The following is a 19162-nucleotide window of genomic DNA, read 5'->3' as shown; positions in this document are numbered from 1 at the left end:
TCTATGCCTTGTCTTTCTGCAAGTTTCGAATTTGATCAACAAGCCACGTTTGATTATGGCTTTCAGAAAAAGCAACCCCTGTGTTTTCAACAAGCTTACAAAGTCTATTCTTTGATTGGGAATTGAGTAACTTAGTTGAAAATGTTACTACAATAATTGGCTTGTCACTACAAATACTTCCAAGCAGAGGGTCTCTTTCAACCCATATTTCCCACATCTCATCATTACTTTCAACAACGATTCGCCCGGAGTTGACGCTTTGAAAATTGGAGAGCGTTTGCTTTAATTCTTCTTCTGAATGTGTATTTTCAACTCTCAGGTTGAAAATTCTTTTTCCAGCAAAATTTTTAAAAACGCTTAAATTATGCGGAGAAGTATTAAATTCATGATTTAAGAAATCGAGAACCCTTTTCGGTTCTGCGAATGTATGCCATCCAATTAAAATAAACTCACATCGTCGTGAATGAGATACAAAAGCTGCATTGATCCCTAGATCTATACTAGCACTCTCGATTAGAGAATCATCGCCCACCAAATCGAGCAGATCCATGTTTGGATCTCTTATTGCTAGGGCTTCTTTTATTCCATGATCACTGTCAGTGCTCATCACTAACTTCAGTGACTGTGTTATCATACTAGGGTCTTTGAACTGTCCGCCCATGGAGTCTCTTGCCTCCAAATGAATTGTGATAGGGGGACTAGTGATATCCCCGTGTTCCTTCACGGGCCCTATATTAGAACGCCAATCATTAGGTGACGCAATATCAGTTTGACCATTATTCAAATGTGCATTTTCTGATTCATCCGTTTGGAATTTTTTCTCTGTCGGATCTTCAACTGCAATTAAAGTGGCGACATCGCCTTCACCATCTTTGGGCTCTTCCGTTTTGGCTGCGATATTTTTTTTTGCACTTGCGAGTGCCTTTAGTCGACTTAGAGTAAGCTCCTCGTCTTCGCTAATCGACTTGACCTGACCAACCACGGTTACACCGGGTCCTTTGATTGCACTTGACAGTTGTGAACCTGGTCCTAGAATCCGGCCCACAATGTCGGCGATCAGTTCGATCCGCCCCGGACTCTTGCTGAGCTTGGTCACATCATCAGTTGTTAGCGAGGTCCCCTCTGTCAGTCCTCCTTTGATGTCGAGCTCTTGGATTTCCTTAGCCCATTTACTCATCTCTTTAGAGAGCTCAACGATATCCTCACCCCCCCAGACCAGAGTTGAAGGTCCCTTGAGAACCTCTCCCAACCCCTCAATGCCTTTATTGGCAAATGCCCGTCGAGCGAGTGAGTTTTTGACTGTCAGAGCAGTCAGACCCTTTTCCTGCAGTTTGAGGCGGAAACTGTTATCAGTAATCGCATCCACTTTTGCAGAATCTATCACGACGAAGTCACGTACATCGCTGATATGTGATTCGATCTCCGAGATGATCAATTCTTTTACATATTTACTCATTGGATCACTTCCAAAGCAAAGCGTTAAAAGCAAGATGAACGTTTTAATCTGTACCAGCAGCAAAAAATCACAAAAGCACAATAGTTACTTAAGCATTCTTGATACTAATATCAAAACAGAAATCAGATAGGAACGTGCTGTTTCAAGCCCTTAGGATAAAAGCTAACATCCGAACACATTGTTGTCACGTGTGAGTGAACTTTTATTTGAAATTATATGACTATTTTTACACTGGGCAGTTCCTATCTCAAACCTGCATACGGAACTTACTATTTCTAATTAGCAAATGGGCCAATTGAAAATGATGCTTCGAAAACTTTTAAACTGACATTCATTCAAATTGATCATTTCCAGACTCCAAGATGCTGAAGTCTATCTCACACTGTGAATAAATATTCCAGTGATCTACGAAAAATGGGAGCTCATCAAAAGCACAATTGCATAACCCAAGATTAGTTAGGCCATTTCCACTCAGGCGCGCTGGTGGGCATCCCTCGGCCATGATCGGGGAAGGGACACAAGGTTTTGAAAGATTTGGTTCATAACACCGTCGGTGGTCGTGCGACGGTGATAGGCGACAGTTCAGAATGGATCTGGAGGAACAACCCGGAGCGATCAATCCCGATTACATCAACGTTCTGACAATCCAGCATGACAGGAAGTTTGCCAGAATCAAGCGAACCGAGAGAACGCTTTCCTCCACTGTCTCAAAGCAGATAGTAGACGTTGGAGAGAAAGCAAACGTCGTTGTCGGTGACAAAGGAAACATCGACAAGGAAACCGGGAAGCGGAAACCACGCTATGCTTCGGCTCATGACTTGCGAAGGGAGTTCGGTGAGAGGTGGTCCCTTAAGGTAATGCCAGACGTTTTGACGCTGCTGATGCGACATTCTAACATTGACACGACCATGAAATACTATGTCGGACGCAATGCGCAGAAAGCGGTAGAGGTAATCTGGGAGGCGCATCGAGAAATTAGTTTAACACCTCGAACAGAATTGGAAAGAGGTCGATAGTTCTTTAATCCTTGAAGGGATGATTATTTAGCTATCGCTTATTTCGTTTTCTTTTCAATTCACGATTACAGTGGTCAATTTGAAACACAGAAAGTTCCTTAACTATATCTGGCCCATATATGGGCCATGGATTGAAATTATCACCAACATCACTCAAAGTTAGTAAGCTTTCAAGAAGCAGCCATCGAATCGAATCTTCAACTGTTTGCAGGAATAATTCACCTAATTTATCCACTTCCCGTTGAACCATTAACGCATTAATAGCAATGGCTGCTTCTCGAGACACTGATTCATCAATATCAGTAACACACGATCTTACCCTTTGCTCTAACTCATTGGATGGCCTTTGCCATTTGGAGATGAAACAGGCGGTGAACCTAGACCTGGAATCCGTTGATTCTAGCTCACGAAATAAATGTTCTGAGATTGGAGATCTAGCAAGAGCTCTTCCCATCGCAACTTTGACTTCTTTATCTGCTTCAAACTTGATTACTTCAAGAAGGAAAGGGACAGCAAGCTCATCATCAATACTCATCATCAGAGATGGGTAAGAATCTCGATTCCTAATCTCCCGATTCATTAAGGCAGCTTTAGCTGCAATGTATGCAGCATTCTTATCCAACTTTGATAAGCATAAAATCCAATCATACTTTTGACTTGCCGTTAGGCCACCATCATCATCCTGAAATGCCAAGTCTCGAATTAATTCTTCTGTTTTGGGATCGGAAAGTACTTCAGCCAATGCCTCTCGGTTATTGACTTGCGATACGAGATTTTGAATCGTGCCTGACAAAATGAAATTGGGGATGTCTTCCATACTGCTGGAAATAGAGTACTTTACCTTTTCTATAACACTTGCACGATCTTCGAGCTCATTGATCAGTATAGCAGCAAGATTCCCTTCCGTAGCATGATCTTCAAGTAGTTCCAGTGCAGGCTGGGTTCCATTCCTCAGCAATGCAAGCATGGCTAGATGTCTATGCCTCTGTACCTCAAGTTGTTTCTTTAGAAAACCAAGGTTTTTATCATCTGAATCACTTAATAAATACAAAGCAAATACACACGCTTGTGCATGTTCGGTATCAAAAACAAAGTGACTTGAAAGATTCGATACAACTCTGGCATGCCTCTCAGTTCCAAACCCTAAAGAAATTATATCCCCAGGTGAAAGTGATTCAGGGGCAGTTTCAGCCCTATTGGTTACTTCCAAAAGAAGTTCAGTATCGGGGCGAATTCCGTATAATGGCAGATGGGATACTTCTTTCAACAACTCAAATCCAGCCTTGCTAATAAGTGACAATATCGGAGCCCACACATTATTAGCAGCCAATACTGAAGCAGCGTGACATTGTTCAACATAATGACCATCCATTTTTTCTTCTGATTCGCAGATGTTGGTCAAAATCTGGAGCGTTTCTGAATTCGATTTCATTTGAGCGAAGGTCATTCCATCATGTCGTCCAAAATGACTTTCAGCTATCAGCAGACTGTTTACCGCCTGACAGTATCCATCTCCGTTGATACGCAAAAGAAGACCAATAGACTCTCTAAGCACCAAAGAGTCAGAAGACGCTCCACTTCTTGGGCCGATTCTCAATATATGACCTACCAGCAATTGCTCAAATCTACTGCCTGAATATTCCCTCAAGTGCGCAAGTTGATCATGAGTGTTTGCTTGCACCAACAATCTCATTGGGGCAAACAAATGATTTCCTGAATAGTCTCCAGGCTCGTCTAGGCTTGACTCTATGTCAGCCTCCAGCTTCGAGATCATGATCTCGAGAGTGTCTCTATCAACATGTTGAAATCGTTGATTATAAAAACTGGCTACTGCCCATGTATGATCTGTAACTTCAAGAATCTCTCTGACTTTATCTTGAGTCAATTTTGTCTGAGAAACTAGTAACTGCAACGAAAACCAGTGTGTTATGAATGGGAATACACTGTGATGTACATTCTCAAGGTTTTCGATTGCTTTCAAAGGGGCGAGTCTCGCCAAGACTTTGAGTGCAGTTGAACTCAGTTGACTATCTGTGTCGCTGACATGCTCGTTAATCCAATCCAACTCATCATGATCGGAAAATATATCAATGCATCTAGCAATGCATTTGAGTTTACCTTCTGGAACTTTGTCGAATAATTCCCTCTTATGCTCGAGCCATAGGTCCCGTCCCACAGTGCCAGGAACTTCAGATATTAAATTTGCTAAATCATTAATTATCCCATCGTTCTTTTCGGCTTTTCTGATTATTTCACTAACCCATTCTGGTTTTGCCAAACAGCAGCACTTTAGGGCAGAATAAGTAATTTGATGTAATCGAAATGGGGATGACTCATCTCCTTGAAAAATATATTTATCTGGATTTACTTGGCACTCGCAATGCAGGCTCCACAGCTTATCGAGAGCATCGGCATCTGGGCATTCACTCAATATTTGTGCGGCAGCAACCTGGATTAATGGGCTCTCATCAACCAACAACAGCCGCGACATCGTCGCTACTTCATTTCCACCTATTTCGCAAATTGCATCAATGACCAGTTTCAGGATCATCGGAGTCCGAATGCTCTTCCTTAATTGAGATTCCAGTGAATTTAAAACTATAGCTCCCAAGGTCGGGAGCAGTTTTTGATAAACTACTCGAGAATAAAACAAGTTATTATTGATGATTGTGTCGATCATTTGCGGCACATGGCTTTTAACCTGCTCATGATTGCAAGCTAACCATAAAAAATCCATTGTTAAATAATTTAGCCATCGTTGATCGGTCCCCGACTCCCTCCAGAGATACTGTCGCAACTGATTTTCGATTTGTTCTTGGCTATCGGCATTCTTAGCATAGCGCGCAACCAAAAAGACTGCTCCTGCCCAATTCAAAAGGCGATTATGACTGAATTCGAATTCCGGGAGCAGGTCTGTGTTAGAGCGACGCAGCCATCCAGCAGCCTCTAGTCGATTAGTGGTCTGGGCGTTGCCGCCAATATTGATAATCTCATCGACAGTCCATGAAGCTATCCCACGCGCAATGTAGCTCTCGGCGAGTTTGACAAGGCAATTTTGGTCGTAGGGATTTTCTATTGTATTCCAGAACTCCTGAAATAATTGATATTCTGACTCTGGCATCCACTCCACGGATTCTTGGCCTTCGACAATCTTCCTATACATTGCTGCTATTAAAGGCTTTCGAAGTGGCGTGCGGATGGAAGCTGGAGTCTCCGGCCAGGCTTCACCTAAAAACGACTCTAGATAGCTATTAAGTTCAAGAGAAGTAAAATCTCCGATAGTGACCACCTTACATCTGCCTCGAGACCTGCTCTCGATATTCAGGGCATCATTTAGTTGTAAAGTTAGCACCAGCTTCACGCCCCACTCTTCCCATTCCTCTCTCATAAGTTCTAAGGCCAGAGATGGATCTATTGCTCCATCAATTACAAGAGTTAACCAAGGGAAGGCAATGTTTGGAATGACATCTCTGAGTCGACGCCCAATCTGAAATAGTGGAATAGCCTCATCATGCCCAGCTATATTTTGCCAGATTTTGCTGGCAGCCCTTGCAAGAGTTAGGTCTAAGTTCTCACCAGGATTAGAAATTACACACAAGCATTCTCTTGACTGCTCTAATTCACAGATCCCATAGGCTCTCCATGATTTTCCGCAACCACTTTCTCCTGCAATTACCAAAACCGGAGATGTGTCTGGCCAATCTTCAATGGTCTTCTTTACAGCATCCCATCTAACATCATCAGAAGTATTATAGCCAAGTCTCTTCAATGACTTTTGGGTTGACTTTTGAGTGGCTTTTCTCAGTTTTGCTAAATCAGAAAGAGGAATCGCTTTGAGCCCATTAGTTCTGAAGAGCTCTTCGCAGTTTATTTTTGCCCCACCTACTGTGGCCAAGCTTGCCAATTTCATTGCAAGTGAATTCCGTATCTCTGTCACGTTGTCGCGTATGTCAACAACTGCTAGAAGGTGCGAGTCTATTTCTTGCTGGACCAGATCCATATACTGGCCACCAACAAATTCAAAATTCCCTAAAACCCTCCAGATATTTCTATGAGTCTCTATTTCAGATTCATTGTCCTTAACGGGCTTTCTTTTTCTTACTTCTGTAGCAATCTTTTCGAAGAGTGCCCGTTTAGTGTAACTCTCACGCTCCCAGAATGAGTCAGCTTTACCTGCCGACTGTTTCTGGAATTTCAGTTCATCTTTATCATCAAGGCCATCTAATGGATGATCAGGACATTCCTGTCTTTTCAAAGATTGAAAAAAACTATAGACAAGATCCCAGTTCCCGATTCTGCCCTCAGTAACAAATCGGAATTCAGTATCACCATCTGTCTCCATTGCGGCCAAGTAAAGATCTGGAATGACCGACTCAATGATTTCACGCAAGGACCAGGTACCACCTCCAGGCCGAGCCTTGAGTTGCTCAACCGATTTCCGTACCTCTGTTTCAACCACCAAGTCACCACCACCACCGATTGGTTCTAATGCAATGGTCACATCTATCAATTCATCATCTTGGGTCTCAGGATCACGCATAAGTGTTGCACTGGTCCCTCGAAGCAAGCTCCACAAGAGTTGATAAAGCACACCATTTATCGTAGCGGAACCACCTGCTGGAACATTTCGAGGTTGGGAATCAGCCATTTTCCTGCTCTTCGATCTATGGTCAATCACTTTTCACATGAGTGACCCAGTCAACTTTAATTTAGCGACAAATACCGGCATAAAATAGAAAAGAGTTTCAATTCCAGTTTGCTTGCTTTAATCACATATAGAACCATAAGCACTATTAAAGCGTACACATGCACTATGTGTTTATCAAGAAAATTAGCTTTCGACAGAAGTTTCTTGCCTGATTTACATCGCATCACTTCCCATTGAAAGGAGCATGCATGAAACCAGCGCCCGTGATATATATTCTTCTACTTTGTACTTCTGCATAACGGATATTACCCAGACAAGTTTCATTCTATATGCCACTTCAGTCTCATACTTTCTTTTGTGAGGAGTTAGAAATGGACATCAGTCGTCATGGAGCCTATCGTAATCATGGAGAAAAAAGTATTTTCAGTTCCGTAAGCCTCGCTGTGGGTAATAATTATGGTTCCATGTATCGGGACAATGATCGATGGGATAAGGAACACCACCGAATAATCATAAAAAGTAAAGCCACATCAGACCCCATTAGCGATTCTAAATACCGACACACTGGTCTGCTTTTCAAAAACTGGTCCAAATGTTATGAAGGTTCTTAGCGTTCTTTTGACGAGGAGAACGTTTGATGAACAAGCGAAGAAAACGTCACAACCCCGAGCAGATTGTCCGCAAGCTGCGTGATGCAGATGCGATGCTGAATGCCGGTAAAGATCTGGCATCCGTGCTGCAGATCCTGGAAGTCAGTGAATAGACTTATCTGCGCTGGCGGAATCAGTATGGCGGCATGAAATCGGAAGAAGCCAAGCGTCTCAAGCAACTGGGAGATGAGAATAAACGACTGAAAGAACTGGTCGCTGATTTGTCTCTGGACAACAAGATGTTGAAATATATCTCGGAGGGAAACTGGTAAGCCCTTCCCGAAAACGAGCCACCGTCAAAGCGATCCAGAAGGAGTTCCGTGTCTCTGAACGGAGAGCTTGTGTGGTTCTGGATCAGCCTTGTTCCACTCAGCGTTACCAGTTGAGCCCACGCAGTGATGAGCCGTCTCTGGTCAAACGCATGTATGAGCTGGTGCGGTCACGGCCCCGGTTCGGCTATCGCCGGATCGCCAGGCTGCTGCAGCGGGAAGGCTGGCAGGCCAGCTTCACCCGTGTGTACCGTTTATGGCGTCGGGAAGGGTGGAAAGTGCCTCAAAAGAAGAGAAAACGCGCACGCTTGGTGATTCCCGAAATGTTTGAGCAGGCAGTATAACCTTATTCCAGCCCCCACTATTTCTGGGGAACTTCACAACAATTCTGACTAAAATCAAACAACCGTTTTCTGAGATGAGGAATAAGATATGGATAGCAGTGGACAAGATGCAAAAACGGAACTTAATTCGTCAACTCAGGCTTGGAGTTGGAGTAAAATTACGCCGTTTTTTTCAAAATATGGTTGCTCAGTTCAAAGCTGCGTTTTTTATCTTCCTCCAGATTGCTCAAGTCAGCCTGGTACGTTTTGTTGTGCATTGAATTTATCAGACGCGATCATAAAAGCAAACTATTCTCTACCTGACGCCTCAATGGTAAACTATTGCCCACATGGGCGTGTTCGAAATGCTGATGGAATGGCTCGGATTTGTAGAGTACAAAATGGTGGGAAGATTGACGTATCCGGATGGGATAATCGACCATCTTGGAAAGGTATCGTTTATTTTGAAGGTAATGAGGTAACACAACACATCGATTTTTGGGATGGTAGGCAGGCACTACATAAATCTTATCCAAATGCTAGCGTGGTTTGGTTCTGGCGAATGGGAACTTGATAGAAGAGTGAGCCGGTTTTATTGCTTATTGAAAAGGGAAGGAAAACCATTTAATTACAGATAGGAATAGCCTGAAAGCTTAGTGGCTAAGCGTTAGGAATGAGATGAAGAAATCTAGCATACTCCGTTGTTATTGGCGGATCCAGACTAGATAGATAGTCTTTAAGCTTTAAGTTATCTGCAAGTTTCCATATAGGGGGACGTGGTCTAGGGGGATTACCTGGATCTGGTGTCTCCTTGATATACCGTCGAAATTGTCCGTTGGGAAAGCCTGTGACAAATAACTCTTCGGGATCGTCGGCAGTAATTGGGGGATGAAACAGAACAGTCGAGATTTGTTCGTGAATAGAAACTTCAGGAAAATCAGATTTATTTTGTTTAGCCTCTTTCAGTGATTTTCCTTTACGCATTAGCTCTACAAATTTTAGAGCATGATATTGTCTAACGATGCTCTCAAATTTCGGATCCGGCCCACTAATTGGAGAGGTAGAACTCCATGCAATCGTCAATTTGTCTAGGTGAAGGTGTATAGAAACGACTCCAAGATGTTGATCATCCCCACCTCTATATGGTTCAATTTCAAACTTACGAAGAGATAAAACATGTGGAACTCCAGCGCCAACATCATAAACAACAAGATCACTCTTTGAATTGGGCAGGAATAAAATGCCTTGCTCTGGCCACCAAAGTCCGGGCCGGGGAATCTCATCAATCCCTCGAATATTCTGTGGAGCTAGTGGGATAAGCAGAGGTTGATTTGGGTGCCATAAAAAAATACCAGAGTTGATATTGGAAACAGCTCCTAGAGATCCACAAGCAGTTACACCTGCACTAGGAGTTTCTTTAAGCTCTCCTCGACGAATTAAACTTCCATCTAAGTTTAATTCGTGGATTGCAACCCAATTCGCAGGCAAGTTTGTTGAGGTAGTGAAAAGTCGACTTCGTTCGACATCGACACTGAGACATACTATCTGGCCATCTGATGATTCAATATCTAGGGATATAGGTTTCTCAAGAGTTATTCGGTTTTCTGACACAGTCTCCGAACGATCAAACAAGAATGGTAGGATTTGGCCGTTGTCAAGTAGGACATAGAAGCGTATCGGCATTGTCATTTTCCAGATAATTTAGTCGAAACACGTGACCAAGATCACAGGACCACATTAGATATGATTAGGTTCCCAAAGACTGTCTTCTATCGGGGTATTCAATCGAGCCTAAATTACTCATAAAAATAAAGAAATTTGGTAATACCTTTTCTTGATAATCCTGTTTTCGTATATCTATTGCTGGGCCTGATATGAAAATAATGATTGAATTATCAGATTCATTCATGCACTGACAGGAAAGATCTGGAGGTAGAATTTCAAGTTCTTTTAAGATCGTATTTAATATTTTAGGTGTGAGGTCACTCTTTAGTTTTATAATTGGTGGATATAGAATCTTTGATTCAAAGTGAACTGTATAATCAAGCTTGCTCATCTGTTCGATTTGGTGCTCAATTAGCAATGCTTCTTCAAGAGGTGCTGTTAGTTGAATCCCCTTGGCAGGGCTCTCTTCATCATTATCGCCTGATTTTCCTCTAACGACACAAGCTGAACCAGCTCCCACAGTATTCAGGGCTTCCAAAACAAATGGCAAGATTTGATCTGCTTTATCAGTTTCGAAGAAACGGGTTTGAAAACGACGCTTTTGATTTTGGGATTGATCGTCCATCATAAAGTATCCTGAAACTTTTCCGTGTTCTTACCTTAGATAACCAAATGCGAGATAAAGATAACGAGTCAAAGGAACTTTAATAGAACACGTTTCATACACGAAATATTTGACACGTCGCTGTACCGCCAAGATTCGAAACGATCTTAACTTGTGCATTGTTAGGTAATGACTTAATAGGGATATCAATTTTGTATGGAGCGAATGGTGTTGAGCCAGGACGCATTGCAACCATATGACAACAAAAGTACGCACGTAAAATAGGTTGATATTCGTCAACGGTATGGTTTGTAGTTGCCAGAAGTAGCAGCCTACCATGAGCGTATTCTGCACGAATAATCGTCACCTCATCGAGTGCGTTCATAGTAAAAAATCGAGGAGCGTTGGTGTATGTTAGGTAGCACATATCGAGGTATGCACCAATATCTTTTGCAAAATCTTTTATCAAAGAATTATTGCTAAGTGTAATATAACAATCTTCCGAAAAAAGTAGATTCGGATGCCTGATGACAGCAATATACATCAACCTATCAGTTGCTACGCAAACGTTTCCTTCTATTGCTTCCATTGTACTCCATCGATAGATTTCTCCTTCGATACGAGGGGGAGTGATTGGTCCGTATGCTCCAACTACTCGAATGATTGATGACAGACTTACTATAACTCCTTCAATTATCGATGAAAAAAAACGGGCAACAATTGATGCAATAAGTTCAATAAAAGCAGAGTTATTTATTGATAGAAAAGATACGCCACGAAAAATGATACCGATTAAACCTTTGATAGGTACATACAATTGGGGCGCACTAAACCTTGCTAGTTTAAAGCCAATATCGTCGAAACCAGGGAGCTCCAAATCGATTTGAGGAGAGCAGTTTGTTTCCAGGACAAATTTAGTTGTTTGCTCAAAAAAAATTGAAATAATGTCGCCTAATATTTCGAATGAAACGCGCTGATCTGCGTTTGAGAGAGAATCTTCGATTTCACCGTTCAATCTTTGAGCGAAATAAGCGTCATAGGCAGCCACCAAGCGTAATCGATATTCACGTTCAAGGGCAAGATTCCACGACTTGCTAGAATTTGGATCACAGCAAAAGCCATTGTCAGATTCTAAGCCGTAACTTTCAGGATGATTGATCCAATAATGAAGGACCCCGGTAATTTTACCGCCTGGCAAATCTGTCCAAAACCATGACTTTCGTTCGATCGCTGCATCAAGCAGATGCTCAATTAATTCTGTAGACAGAAAATTTGTAATTAAGGTTGAGCCAAGAAGCTCAACTAGATTAGTTCCTTCTGGATCTAAGGCCTGTTTGAAAAGTTCTTCTAAACTTCCAAATATGCTGTGAAGAAGAAATCCTTCGCTTTCATCGGTACCATGAACAGCCATGTTCAACTCAGTGATAGAGTTTACAACAATGTTGATTTTGGCTTGGATAAAATCATAGTATGAAATATCAAATGTATGAGATCCCACTTCTAAATCTAGGTTGATGCAATTGGCGATCTCACCTAACAACCTCAATTTTTCAAATGCATCAACCGCTCCCTTACTGAACGGCCCCGGCAAGTCCTGTAAATTTTTAATTGCGAAACTCAGATTTTCACTGATGGTATTCAGAACCTGTTTGATCGCATCCGCAATCTCAGGCGAGACCTCACCTGCCGCGTTTCCAAATGATTTAGTCAATATAGGTGATATTTCGCCTAGGACCGTAAATAGCTCTTTGAGGAATTCTTCTCCAAAGAAACCTTCTAGAAGTCCAGAAATAACTCCATTACCATCAACGCCTAGATAATCACTAGTGTCATTGACAGTGTCATTGACGACATTTAAAACTCTTACGATATCCATTCTCAGCCCCACCGAGTGTCTAATAGAATCCAAGACGATTCCCTCTATCTTGCCATCCTTAACTGGGAGCCTTCAGATCATCTAGTAGTTTCTCAACTTCTGCATGTACATCTTCTTCGCAACGTATTATGAGTCTCCACCAATTGTCTGGAGATGGAATAAAGGCAGAAATCGCTCCCTTTCCTCCCATAAGGTCCCAGTGTTCTGGCTTGATAGTAGTCTTGATTGTAGCGATCAGTGGGTTCACTTCATCGATCTTTGCGCTTTCAGCAACAATACCTTTAAGATTATAGACAATGTTCTTTATTCTTACTTGTGGTACTTCTTCTGGGGACATAACCTAATTCTCCAGTGCTTAACTACAACTTGTAAACAATTAGAAACATCTCACGTAAGTTCGTAATAATATTCTGCAGACGAGACTACTGACGGAGATCCATGTCGAAACAAAATTGCTTTAAAATGGTATTTCATGATTCTCGATAGAACTACATCGCACACCCAAGATCTTGCCGGAGGGTCACCATCAACTTTGACCGCCAAAGAGTCAAAAAGGTCATCAATAAACCATTCACCTGCAGCGACAGATTGTTCTATTGAGAACTCTGAGTTTAGTAGATCAAATTCATTTTCTGTGACATCTCGAACTTTCCAGGTACCGTTTGCTTCAGGAGTATGTTTTACACCGAATACCCGAACATTATCTTGATATTTAAGATTGTGTTTGGTCGAATTAATTCGAACACATCCTTTATCACCTTGCTCTGTCGATTCTACAATACCTCGATTCGCATTACTGAGTCGGTGGACGACCTTAACACTGATAACATCAGATAATTTATCATCATAGTGTCCATGGATGCGGACACCGTTTGAAATTCGTTCTACATTTGTGATTGTTATTGATGCCATTGAAGTGAACCTGACATAAGAAGATATGATCTAATTGAATCATGAAGAGATGGCCAAATATAATGCTCAAATATACCTTAGTGTTAAAGAATACGAATCATAAAAACAGTGTGCAAGTTAATTCTATACAGATTCTGCTTTTTCTGATCACTACTATACGGGGCCTGCCTTAAAAACCTGTATCAAGTCTTATGAAGGTTGGTTTAGGTAATTTCGCTGTGCAGTTGGAATGAGGGCGCAGCCCGATTGGAAACTGCACAGCGACTCGAAAACTCTGCCTGCGTAACATATCCCAGCGAACTGTGTGGGCGTTGTCTGTTGTAATCTTCCTTCCAGGCAACTGTGAGCCTGCGGGCTGTTCCCAGGTTCTCAAACACTTCGACTGCCAGGAATTCATCGCGGAATCGACTGTTGAAACTTTCCGCATAACCGTTTTCCCAGGGGGCTCCCGGCTCGATATACAACGAGATGATCTTCAGTTGACTCAGCCAGCGTCGAATCGCTTTCGAGACAAATTCCGGACCGTTGTCACTTCGGATGCACTGCGGTACTCCTCTGGAAGCAAACAGCTCTGCCAGAGTATTCAACCTCCTTTTGACATGAATGCTCGGACACTCCCTGATAAATTCATTGAGCACGGTCAGCATCCGGAGAGGAAGGTCTTTCTTGGGTTCAAGATCTCCAGTATGGACTGACCTGTTCTGCTGAGGCCGTCGGCGGTCTGGGGCATCTGCGTGATCGATTTTCCTGCTCCCACCGTGAAGAAGACTGGTATCATTACGCCAGTCAGCTGATTGACCAGAAACGTGATTGAGCCAGTAGGCGAGAGCGGGAACTGATTGACCTAGATCTACAGGAAACACTGACGTTTCGATCTGTTTTTAGACCTGGATGGTATTAATTGATTATTACTATCAACACAGACCAATCAGCCAATTGCCGTAAGGGATATGATAACAGCCACTTGTGTAAATATAAAGCAATCAAGGTTTATACTATGCTCTCTTCAGAGAACCGTTACTACACCTTCATTGAATATCTTCATCGTAAGACGCCCCATGTATATGAGTGGGATTATAAGCCACTTTATCAATTATTCATAAGCGGTAGTCTATGTTGATCGCCATCCATAGATATCCCCAAGCCGAGCACCTGGCAGGCACGCCGCTCACTGACTTCGTCGCAAACCTGCAGTTCCTGCACCAGAGTACGACGACGAGCGGGCCTCACAGCTTTTTTTGAGAACGTCTTGAAGCATGCTCTTATCCAGGCTCAGGTCAGCCACAAGTTGTTTGAGCTTCCGGTTTTCCTCTTCCAGATGCTTCAGTCTACGGACTTCAGCGCCCCCCAGGCCAGCATATTTCTTCTTCCAGCGATAAAAGGTCTGTTCGGAATGGTACTGTCGAGTTGTAACGTGTTTCAAGTGGTATTGTTGCGTAAACGGTCTCTAAGAACCTGTCTGGGCTGTTGCATTAGTGGATAGGTGCCGCGTCTGCGTTTGATGACGCGCCCCGGCCGGTTTCCGACTTCACAAGCAGCGATCTGGTCTGCCAGGGTTTGGCAGAGTACTTTCAAACTCTGCTGCTCCAACTGCCCGCAGGCCGTGTTCATCCAAGCGGACAGAATGAACTGGCAGGCTGAGGTGAAGCTGATCTGCCGGGGGGGGCTCATGTATCACCGCCGCACCGGCAGCAGTGGTGCGAATCAGGTTGTAGCCCAGCAGTGTGGTCCAGAGTTCACAGCGAATCATCGCCGGCGACTTGCACCGCAGGTGTCCCAGGTTGAGCGTGTCTTTGATCGAACGCAAATCGAGTTCCACGTTCCAGCGAAAGCCGTACAGTTCGGCGATATCTGCTTTGGTATGCTCTTCGTCAAGGAGTGTGGTGACAACTGTCATCGCCTGAGTCCGTCTTCCATTTTCGACTATTTTATAACGAATTTCCCGCAACAGAATGGTCTCGGGAATCTGCTCGTAAGTTGTTTGATCCATCCATTTGGGACGTTGTGGTCTGGTCCAGATGATGAGATGATCATACTTGCCCAGTCGACGGCCACGTCGAAAGTCAGAGTGACGTCTTTGATGCAGTCGCGCACAAACATCCGTCCCCCGCTTCATTAATGCGGCGATCAGCATGAAGGAGCAGTGGTAGCGATCGCAGACGACCACATCGTTCGGTTTCAACGAACCAAACAGTGTACGTAGCAGTGCGGTTTCACTGGCCTGCTTCCCCTTGTAAGGGCCGATGGCTGCATCCAGCACACAGGCTGTCGCCAGTGAAAGAATTGCCACGGCACGGGCGATCGGCAGACCACAGCCCGGTGCCTGGGCAGACTGTTGAGGGAACTCATCCTGATTCTGCTCGGTGTCAGGCATGGTGAAGGTAAAGCCGTCGATTAGCTTGACATGCCTGCCTTTCCAGAGCCAGTCTGCCTCGGCTGACTCTTCCATTTCGTCAGCAATTTCCCCGCTGAGTTCGCGCAAAGCAGGCACAGAGAGCTTCGCTCGTGCCCGGCAATAGTTACGCGTATCAGCGGTCGGCGTTGTCTTGCCGGTCAACTGGCAGTAGGTCATGACACGTGCCACGGCAGATTGGCAGGAAGCTTCTTTTCCGTCCCGCAGAACCTGTCCCAGAAACGACCAGACCATGACGGCGGTAGAATAAACGCCGTGAGTTCCGAACAACCCGTTATGCCGTGCAAAGATTCGCGCAATGCGCTCGGCCGAGAGCAGGTTAGAAAAAGGTAGTCCCACCGATGACAGGAAGGAATCGAGAATCAGTTGAAAACTGCTGCTGCCTTCTGACTGCGATTCAGGTAGATTACCGGCCATGAAAAACCTCCCTGGTGATTTAATGGCGGAAGACCCAGGGAGGGTTCAAAGAATTATCGGCGGGAGCGGTTATAAAGATAGACCAACTCCAGACAGAAACAATTTTACAGAAGATCTGTTTCTGTCATAGGCCAACGTGCGCACAATTCGGAAAATGACGGTACCATTCAGATGAGACCTGAAAACTCCACACACCGACGAAACGAAAGGACACAGAAGTATTGAAACGGTTTTTCTAGTCAACACCAGGATCAATCGAGGCGAGGCAATGGCAATGCTTTGAGAAGCCACGCTTATAAAAGTTACGTGGGTACGACGATGTGCCGTTACTTGGCCATGCCAAATTTCAACACGATGACTATCCATTTTCAATGTTTGTGGAGAATCAGGCAAGGCTACACCATTGGAAACAGCATTACAGGCTCCCACCAAAGAGTCTGGAGCGAAAAAGGATCTAGGACAGTCGAACTAGCCATTTGTGAAAAAATGTACTTTTCATAATTTGCTCGACTAATCCACCCAATAGATAATCATGATTATAACCCCATCCAAATCTTTCATAGTTGCCTCCCTGTGCAGGTGGAAATTGTTTTGCTTGCTTCTTTTGATGACGATTCACGCAGGGATGCTTGGTTATAGCGCTACTTTGCATAGCCCCACACTTAATGAGCCAGCACATTTGGTAGCAGGGCTTAGCCATTGGGAGTTCGGGCGTTTTGATTTGTATCGCGTCAACCCACCGATTACTCGTGCAATCGCGGCCCTACCGGTGATAGTTGCTGGATATGAAACAGATTGGTCAAGCTTTCATGATGATGCTGGATCACGGCCTGTGTTTGTAATGGGAGCCAATTTCATAAAAGCGAATGGTGAGCGTTCAATTTGGTTGTTTACCATTGCACGCTGGGCATGTATTCCAATCAGTATATTTGGTTGCTGGGTTGCTTTTCGCTTTTCCGAAGACCTTTATGGTTCACCAGCTGGTTTGGCTGCTGCAACCTTATGGTGCTTTTCGCCAAATATTCTGGCTCACGCCGAGTTGATTACATCTGATTGTGCTGCCACTGTATTTGGCATGGCTGCTACATATTATTATTGGAATTGGCTCAAGAAAACGACATGGCAGAATGCAATTAGTGCCGGCATATTCTTAGCATTTGCAGAACTTGCCAAGACCACATGGATTATTCTTTTTCTTCTTTGGCCTCTTCTTTGGTTTTTTTGGTTTTTTACAGATCGGAATGTCTGTGAATGTAAAGCCAATCACTCCAACACTCATTTAGTACAATTTATCAATCAGTTGACACAACTTCTTATGATCCAACTATTAGCACTTTATATACTAAATCTTGCATATGGATTTGAAGGTTCTTTGACTGAATTAGGTCAATATCAGTTTGTCAGCTCAGCATTTACTGGGAATGAAAAATCAGGAGAGCCTGGTAATCGTTTTAGGAAAACTTTTCTTGAGAAAATACCTGTACCGCTCCCTTCAAACTATTTCCGTGGGATTGATGTTCAGAAAAAAGACTTCGAATCTTACCAACAATTAAATTACCTAAGAGGCGAATGGAAAGATGGCGGCTGGTGGTATTATTACTTATATGCACTGGCTGTGAAAGGAGCCTTGGGTATTTGGTTATTGTTAATCATATCCTTGGTTTTTCGAGTGTATCGGACCGATTTGCTCCAATTATTTCGAGAAGAATTAATTCTTGTGACCCCCCCATTAACAGTGTTGGTTCTTGCTAGTTCACAAACAGAAATAAATGCCCACCTTAGATACGTTTTGCCAGTAATCGGATTTGCAGTAATATATATAAGCAGAGCATTTATCACATTGACAAACGTCAAGAGTACACTTATGCTATTTGTATCTAAAGTTTTGTTAATTAGTTGCTCAATTTGGGCCATCTTTTCAACTTTATATTATTACCCACATCAACTGGCTTACTTTAATGAATTAGTTGGTGGTCCTGAGAATGGATGGAAACATCTCTTAGGTAGTAACTTAGACTGGGGACAAGACCTGCTATTTATCAGAAATAAACTAGAGCCTTTAGATAGTCCCGAAGAAAAACACAATCCCTACTTCATATTCTCACACGTACTTAATTACGCCCCAGAAGATCTCGGTCTTAAGACTTCAACAAAAAATAACTTTATAATTCCACATAAAACCAATAGACAAGATGATAATAATAATCCACGAAAAGACTATTTGATCATTAGTAAAAATCGTTTCATTGAATTTCATTTGCGCAGGGGGCAGCGAGATTATGATGCTACTTCATTCGAGTTTGAGCAACGACAGTGGAAAAGTACAGCTATAGATAAGATTGGCTTCACGCATTTTATATTCTCACAATAAATTCATAGGCACCTTTGAAAATAAATGGTGTTTAGTTCTTAAGAATGGTTCGAATTAAAAAATGTCTACCAACAACTCAGTCCCAAGAAGATTTCGAATAATTATTGTTGGCTTAGTTGTGATATGGTCATGTACACTTATTGGGATGGGGTATATGTGGCAAAGAGATCAACAAGATTCGCAGTTAACCGACACTCTGCCTGCAGAGGTTAAGCGACAACTAATTGAAGTCGTACCAACATCTGTCGAAACGGGTCGAGTTCCACTCCGAAGCACGATTAAACGTAAGATTAAAATAACCAACATATCCACTTCAGCAATTATTATCGACCGTGTTGAAACTACATGTGGTTGCACCTCAGCATCCCCTCCGAAAGATCCAATACTACCTGGCAACTCAATAACAATCACCGTTGACGTCAGTAACAATAATGAATCTAACTCGGGTAACTTTAAGCATTATATGTACGTCGCATCCAAGGATGCCGAGAGTGAGAAAGCCGAAATGGTCATTGTTTCTGTAGTTGGGTCTTACGAATAGC

General features: G+C 43.1%; 15 protein-coding genes and 1 pseudogene. 6 read left to right on the top strand and 10 right to left on the bottom strand.

The annotated features are described in order from the left end of the window. Nucleotide 1: 1 nt before the first annotated feature. Both rplJ and FYZ48_RS20320 read right to left on the bottom strand, forming a co-directional pair. Entirely contained in the window at nucleotides 2–1456 is a 1455-nt protein-coding gene (gene rplJ / locus FYZ48_RS20325; protein ID WP_149343746.1) for a 50S ribosomal protein L10, read from the bottom strand. Between the two features lie 1047 nt (nucleotides 1457–2503). Then, on the bottom strand, nucleotides 2504–7120 hold the full coding sequence (locus tag FYZ48_RS20320; protein WP_149343744.1) for a hypothetical protein: 4617 nt from the start codon (nucleotides 7118–7120) through the stop codon (nucleotides 2504–2506). Between the two features lie 637 nt (nucleotides 7121–7757). Between FYZ48_RS20320 and FYZ48_RS29925 the strand changes: the two genes are divergently transcribed. The 4 genes from FYZ48_RS29925 to FYZ48_RS20305 all read left to right on the top strand — a co-directional run bounded on the left by FYZ48_RS29925 (nucleotide 7758) and on the right by FYZ48_RS20305 (nucleotide 8936). After that, a complete protein-coding gene (locus FYZ48_RS29925; protein ID WP_390625134.1) occupies nucleotides 7758–7883 on the top strand; it encodes a hypothetical protein in 126 nt (41 codons plus the stop codon). A 6-nt stretch (nucleotides 7884–7889) separates the two neighbouring features. Then, on the top strand, nucleotides 7890–8042 hold the full coding sequence (locus FYZ48_RS29920) for a transposase (protein WP_390625139.1): 153 nt from the start codon (nucleotides 7890–7892) through the stop codon (nucleotides 8040–8042). Between the two features lie 71 nt (nucleotides 8043–8113). Next, entirely contained in the window at nucleotides 8114–8383 is a 270-nt protein-coding gene (locus FYZ48_RS20310) for an IS3 family transposase (RefSeq protein WP_149343742.1), read from the top strand. 88 nt (nucleotides 8384–8471) lie between these two features. Continuing rightward, complete coding sequence (locus FYZ48_RS20305) at nucleotides 8472–8936, top strand: hypothetical protein (protein ID WP_145043726.1); 465 nt, start codon at nucleotides 8472–8474, stop codon at nucleotides 8934–8936. 86 nt (nucleotides 8937–9022) lie between these two features. On the opposite strand, the gene FYZ48_RS20300 is transcribed toward FYZ48_RS20305, so the two are convergent. From FYZ48_RS20300 to FYZ48_RS20265, 8 genes and pseudogenes are all read right to left on the bottom strand, one after another. After that, a complete protein-coding gene (locus FYZ48_RS20300; RefSeq protein WP_149343740.1) occupies nucleotides 9023–10045 on the bottom strand; it encodes a hypothetical protein in 1023 nt (340 codons plus the stop codon). A 64-nt stretch (nucleotides 10046–10109) separates the two neighbouring features. Beyond that, entirely contained in the window at nucleotides 10110–10655 is a 546-nt protein-coding gene (locus FYZ48_RS20295) for a hypothetical protein (RefSeq protein ID WP_145043722.1), read from the bottom strand. 91 nt (nucleotides 10656–10746) lie between these two features. Further along, complete coding sequence (locus tag FYZ48_RS20290; protein ID WP_149343738.1) at nucleotides 10747–12507, bottom strand: hypothetical protein; 1761 nt, start codon at nucleotides 12505–12507, stop codon at nucleotides 10747–10749. Between the two features lie 58 nt (nucleotides 12508–12565). Then, on the bottom strand, nucleotides 12566–12844 hold the full coding sequence (locus tag FYZ48_RS20285; RefSeq protein ID WP_145043718.1) for a hypothetical protein: 279 nt from the start codon (nucleotides 12842–12844) through the stop codon (nucleotides 12566–12568). 50 nt (nucleotides 12845–12894) lie between these two features. After that, nucleotides 12895–13419: a hypothetical protein gene (locus FYZ48_RS20280; RefSeq protein ID WP_145043716.1), complete on the bottom strand. Its 525-nt coding sequence runs from the start codon at nucleotides 13417–13419 to the stop codon at nucleotides 12895–12897. A gap of 203 nt (nucleotides 13420–13622) precedes the next feature. Next, complete coding sequence (locus tag FYZ48_RS20275) at nucleotides 13623–14066, bottom strand: integrase core domain-containing protein (RefSeq protein ID WP_149343736.1); 444 nt, start codon at nucleotides 14064–14066, stop codon at nucleotides 13623–13625. 484 nt (nucleotides 14067–14550) lie between these two features. Next, a pseudogene (locus tag FYZ48_RS20270) lies at nucleotides 14551–14812 on the bottom strand (transposase); the annotation flags it as partial. A 135-nt stretch (nucleotides 14813–14947) separates the two neighbouring features. Then, nucleotides 14948–16249 carry an IS4 family transposase gene (locus tag FYZ48_RS20265; protein ID WP_149343735.1) on the bottom strand — a complete coding sequence of 434 codons (1302 nt, stop codon included), beginning with the start codon at nucleotides 16247–16249 and terminating at the stop codon, nucleotides 14948–14950. Between the two features lie 607 nt (nucleotides 16250–16856). Here FYZ48_RS20265 and FYZ48_RS20260 point away from each other — a divergent pair. After that, nucleotides 16857–18620, top strand: coding sequence for an ArnT family glycosyltransferase (locus FYZ48_RS20260; protein WP_187782134.1), 1764 nt, complete (start codon nucleotides 16857–16859; stop codon nucleotides 18618–18620). Nucleotides 18621–18681: 61 nt separating this feature from the next. Continuing rightward, nucleotides 18682–19161 carry a DUF1573 domain-containing protein gene (locus FYZ48_RS29915; protein ID WP_149343731.1) on the top strand — a complete coding sequence of 160 codons (480 nt, stop codon included), beginning with the start codon at nucleotides 18682–18684 and terminating at the stop codon, nucleotides 19159–19161. Nucleotide 19162 lies beyond the last annotated feature (1 nt).

Source organism: Gimesia chilikensis (genome assembly GCF_008329715.1).
Classification (GTDB): Bacteria; Planctomycetota; Planctomycetia; order Planctomycetales; family Planctomycetaceae; genus Gimesia; species Gimesia chilikensis.
This window is presented reverse-complemented; position numbering and strand designations above follow the sequence as displayed.

Coding starts and splice junctions, on each gene's coding strand:
- rplJ (WP_149343746.1), bottom strand. CDS start 1,456: ATGAGTAAATATGTAAAAGAATTGATCATCTCGGAGATCGAATCACAT.
- FYZ48_RS20320 (WP_149343744.1), bottom strand. CDS start 7,120: ATGGCTGATTCCCAACCTCGAAATGTTCCAGCAGGTGGTTCCGCTACG.
- FYZ48_RS29925 (WP_390625134.1), top strand. CDS start 7,758: ATGAACAAGCGAAGAAAACGTCACAACCCCGAGCAGATTGTCCGCAAG.
- FYZ48_RS20305 (WP_145043726.1), top strand. CDS start 8,472: ATGGATAGCAGTGGACAAGATGCAAAAACGGAACTTAATTCGTCAACT.
- FYZ48_RS20300 (WP_149343740.1), bottom strand. CDS start 10,045: ATGCCGATACGCTTCTATGTCCTACTTGACAACGGCCAAATCCTACCA.
- FYZ48_RS20295 (WP_145043722.1), bottom strand. CDS start 10,655: ATGATGGACGATCAATCCCAAAATCAAAAGCGTCGTTTTCAAACCCGT.
- FYZ48_RS20290 (WP_149343738.1), bottom strand. CDS start 12,507: ATGGATATCGTAAGAGTTTTAAATGTCGTCAATGACACTGTCAATGAC.
- FYZ48_RS20285 (WP_145043718.1), bottom strand. CDS start 12,844: ATGTCCCCAGAAGAAGTACCACAAGTAAGAATAAAGAACATTGTCTAT.
- FYZ48_RS20280 (WP_145043716.1), bottom strand. CDS start 13,419: ATGGCATCAATAACAATCACAAATGTAGAACGAATTTCAAACGGTGTC.
- FYZ48_RS20275 (WP_149343736.1), bottom strand. CDS start 14,066: ATGCTGACCGTGCTCAATGAATTTATCAGGGAGTGTCCGAGCATTCAT.
- FYZ48_RS20265 (WP_149343735.1), bottom strand. CDS start 16,249: ATGGCCGGTAATCTACCTGAATCGCAGTCAGAAGGCAGCAGCAGTTTT.
- FYZ48_RS20260 (WP_187782134.1), top strand. CDS start 16,857: ATGACGATTCACGCAGGGATGCTTGGTTATAGCGCTACTTTGCATAGC.
- FYZ48_RS29915 (WP_149343731.1), top strand. CDS start 18,682: ATGTCTACCAACAACTCAGTCCCAAGAAGATTTCGAATAATTATTGTT.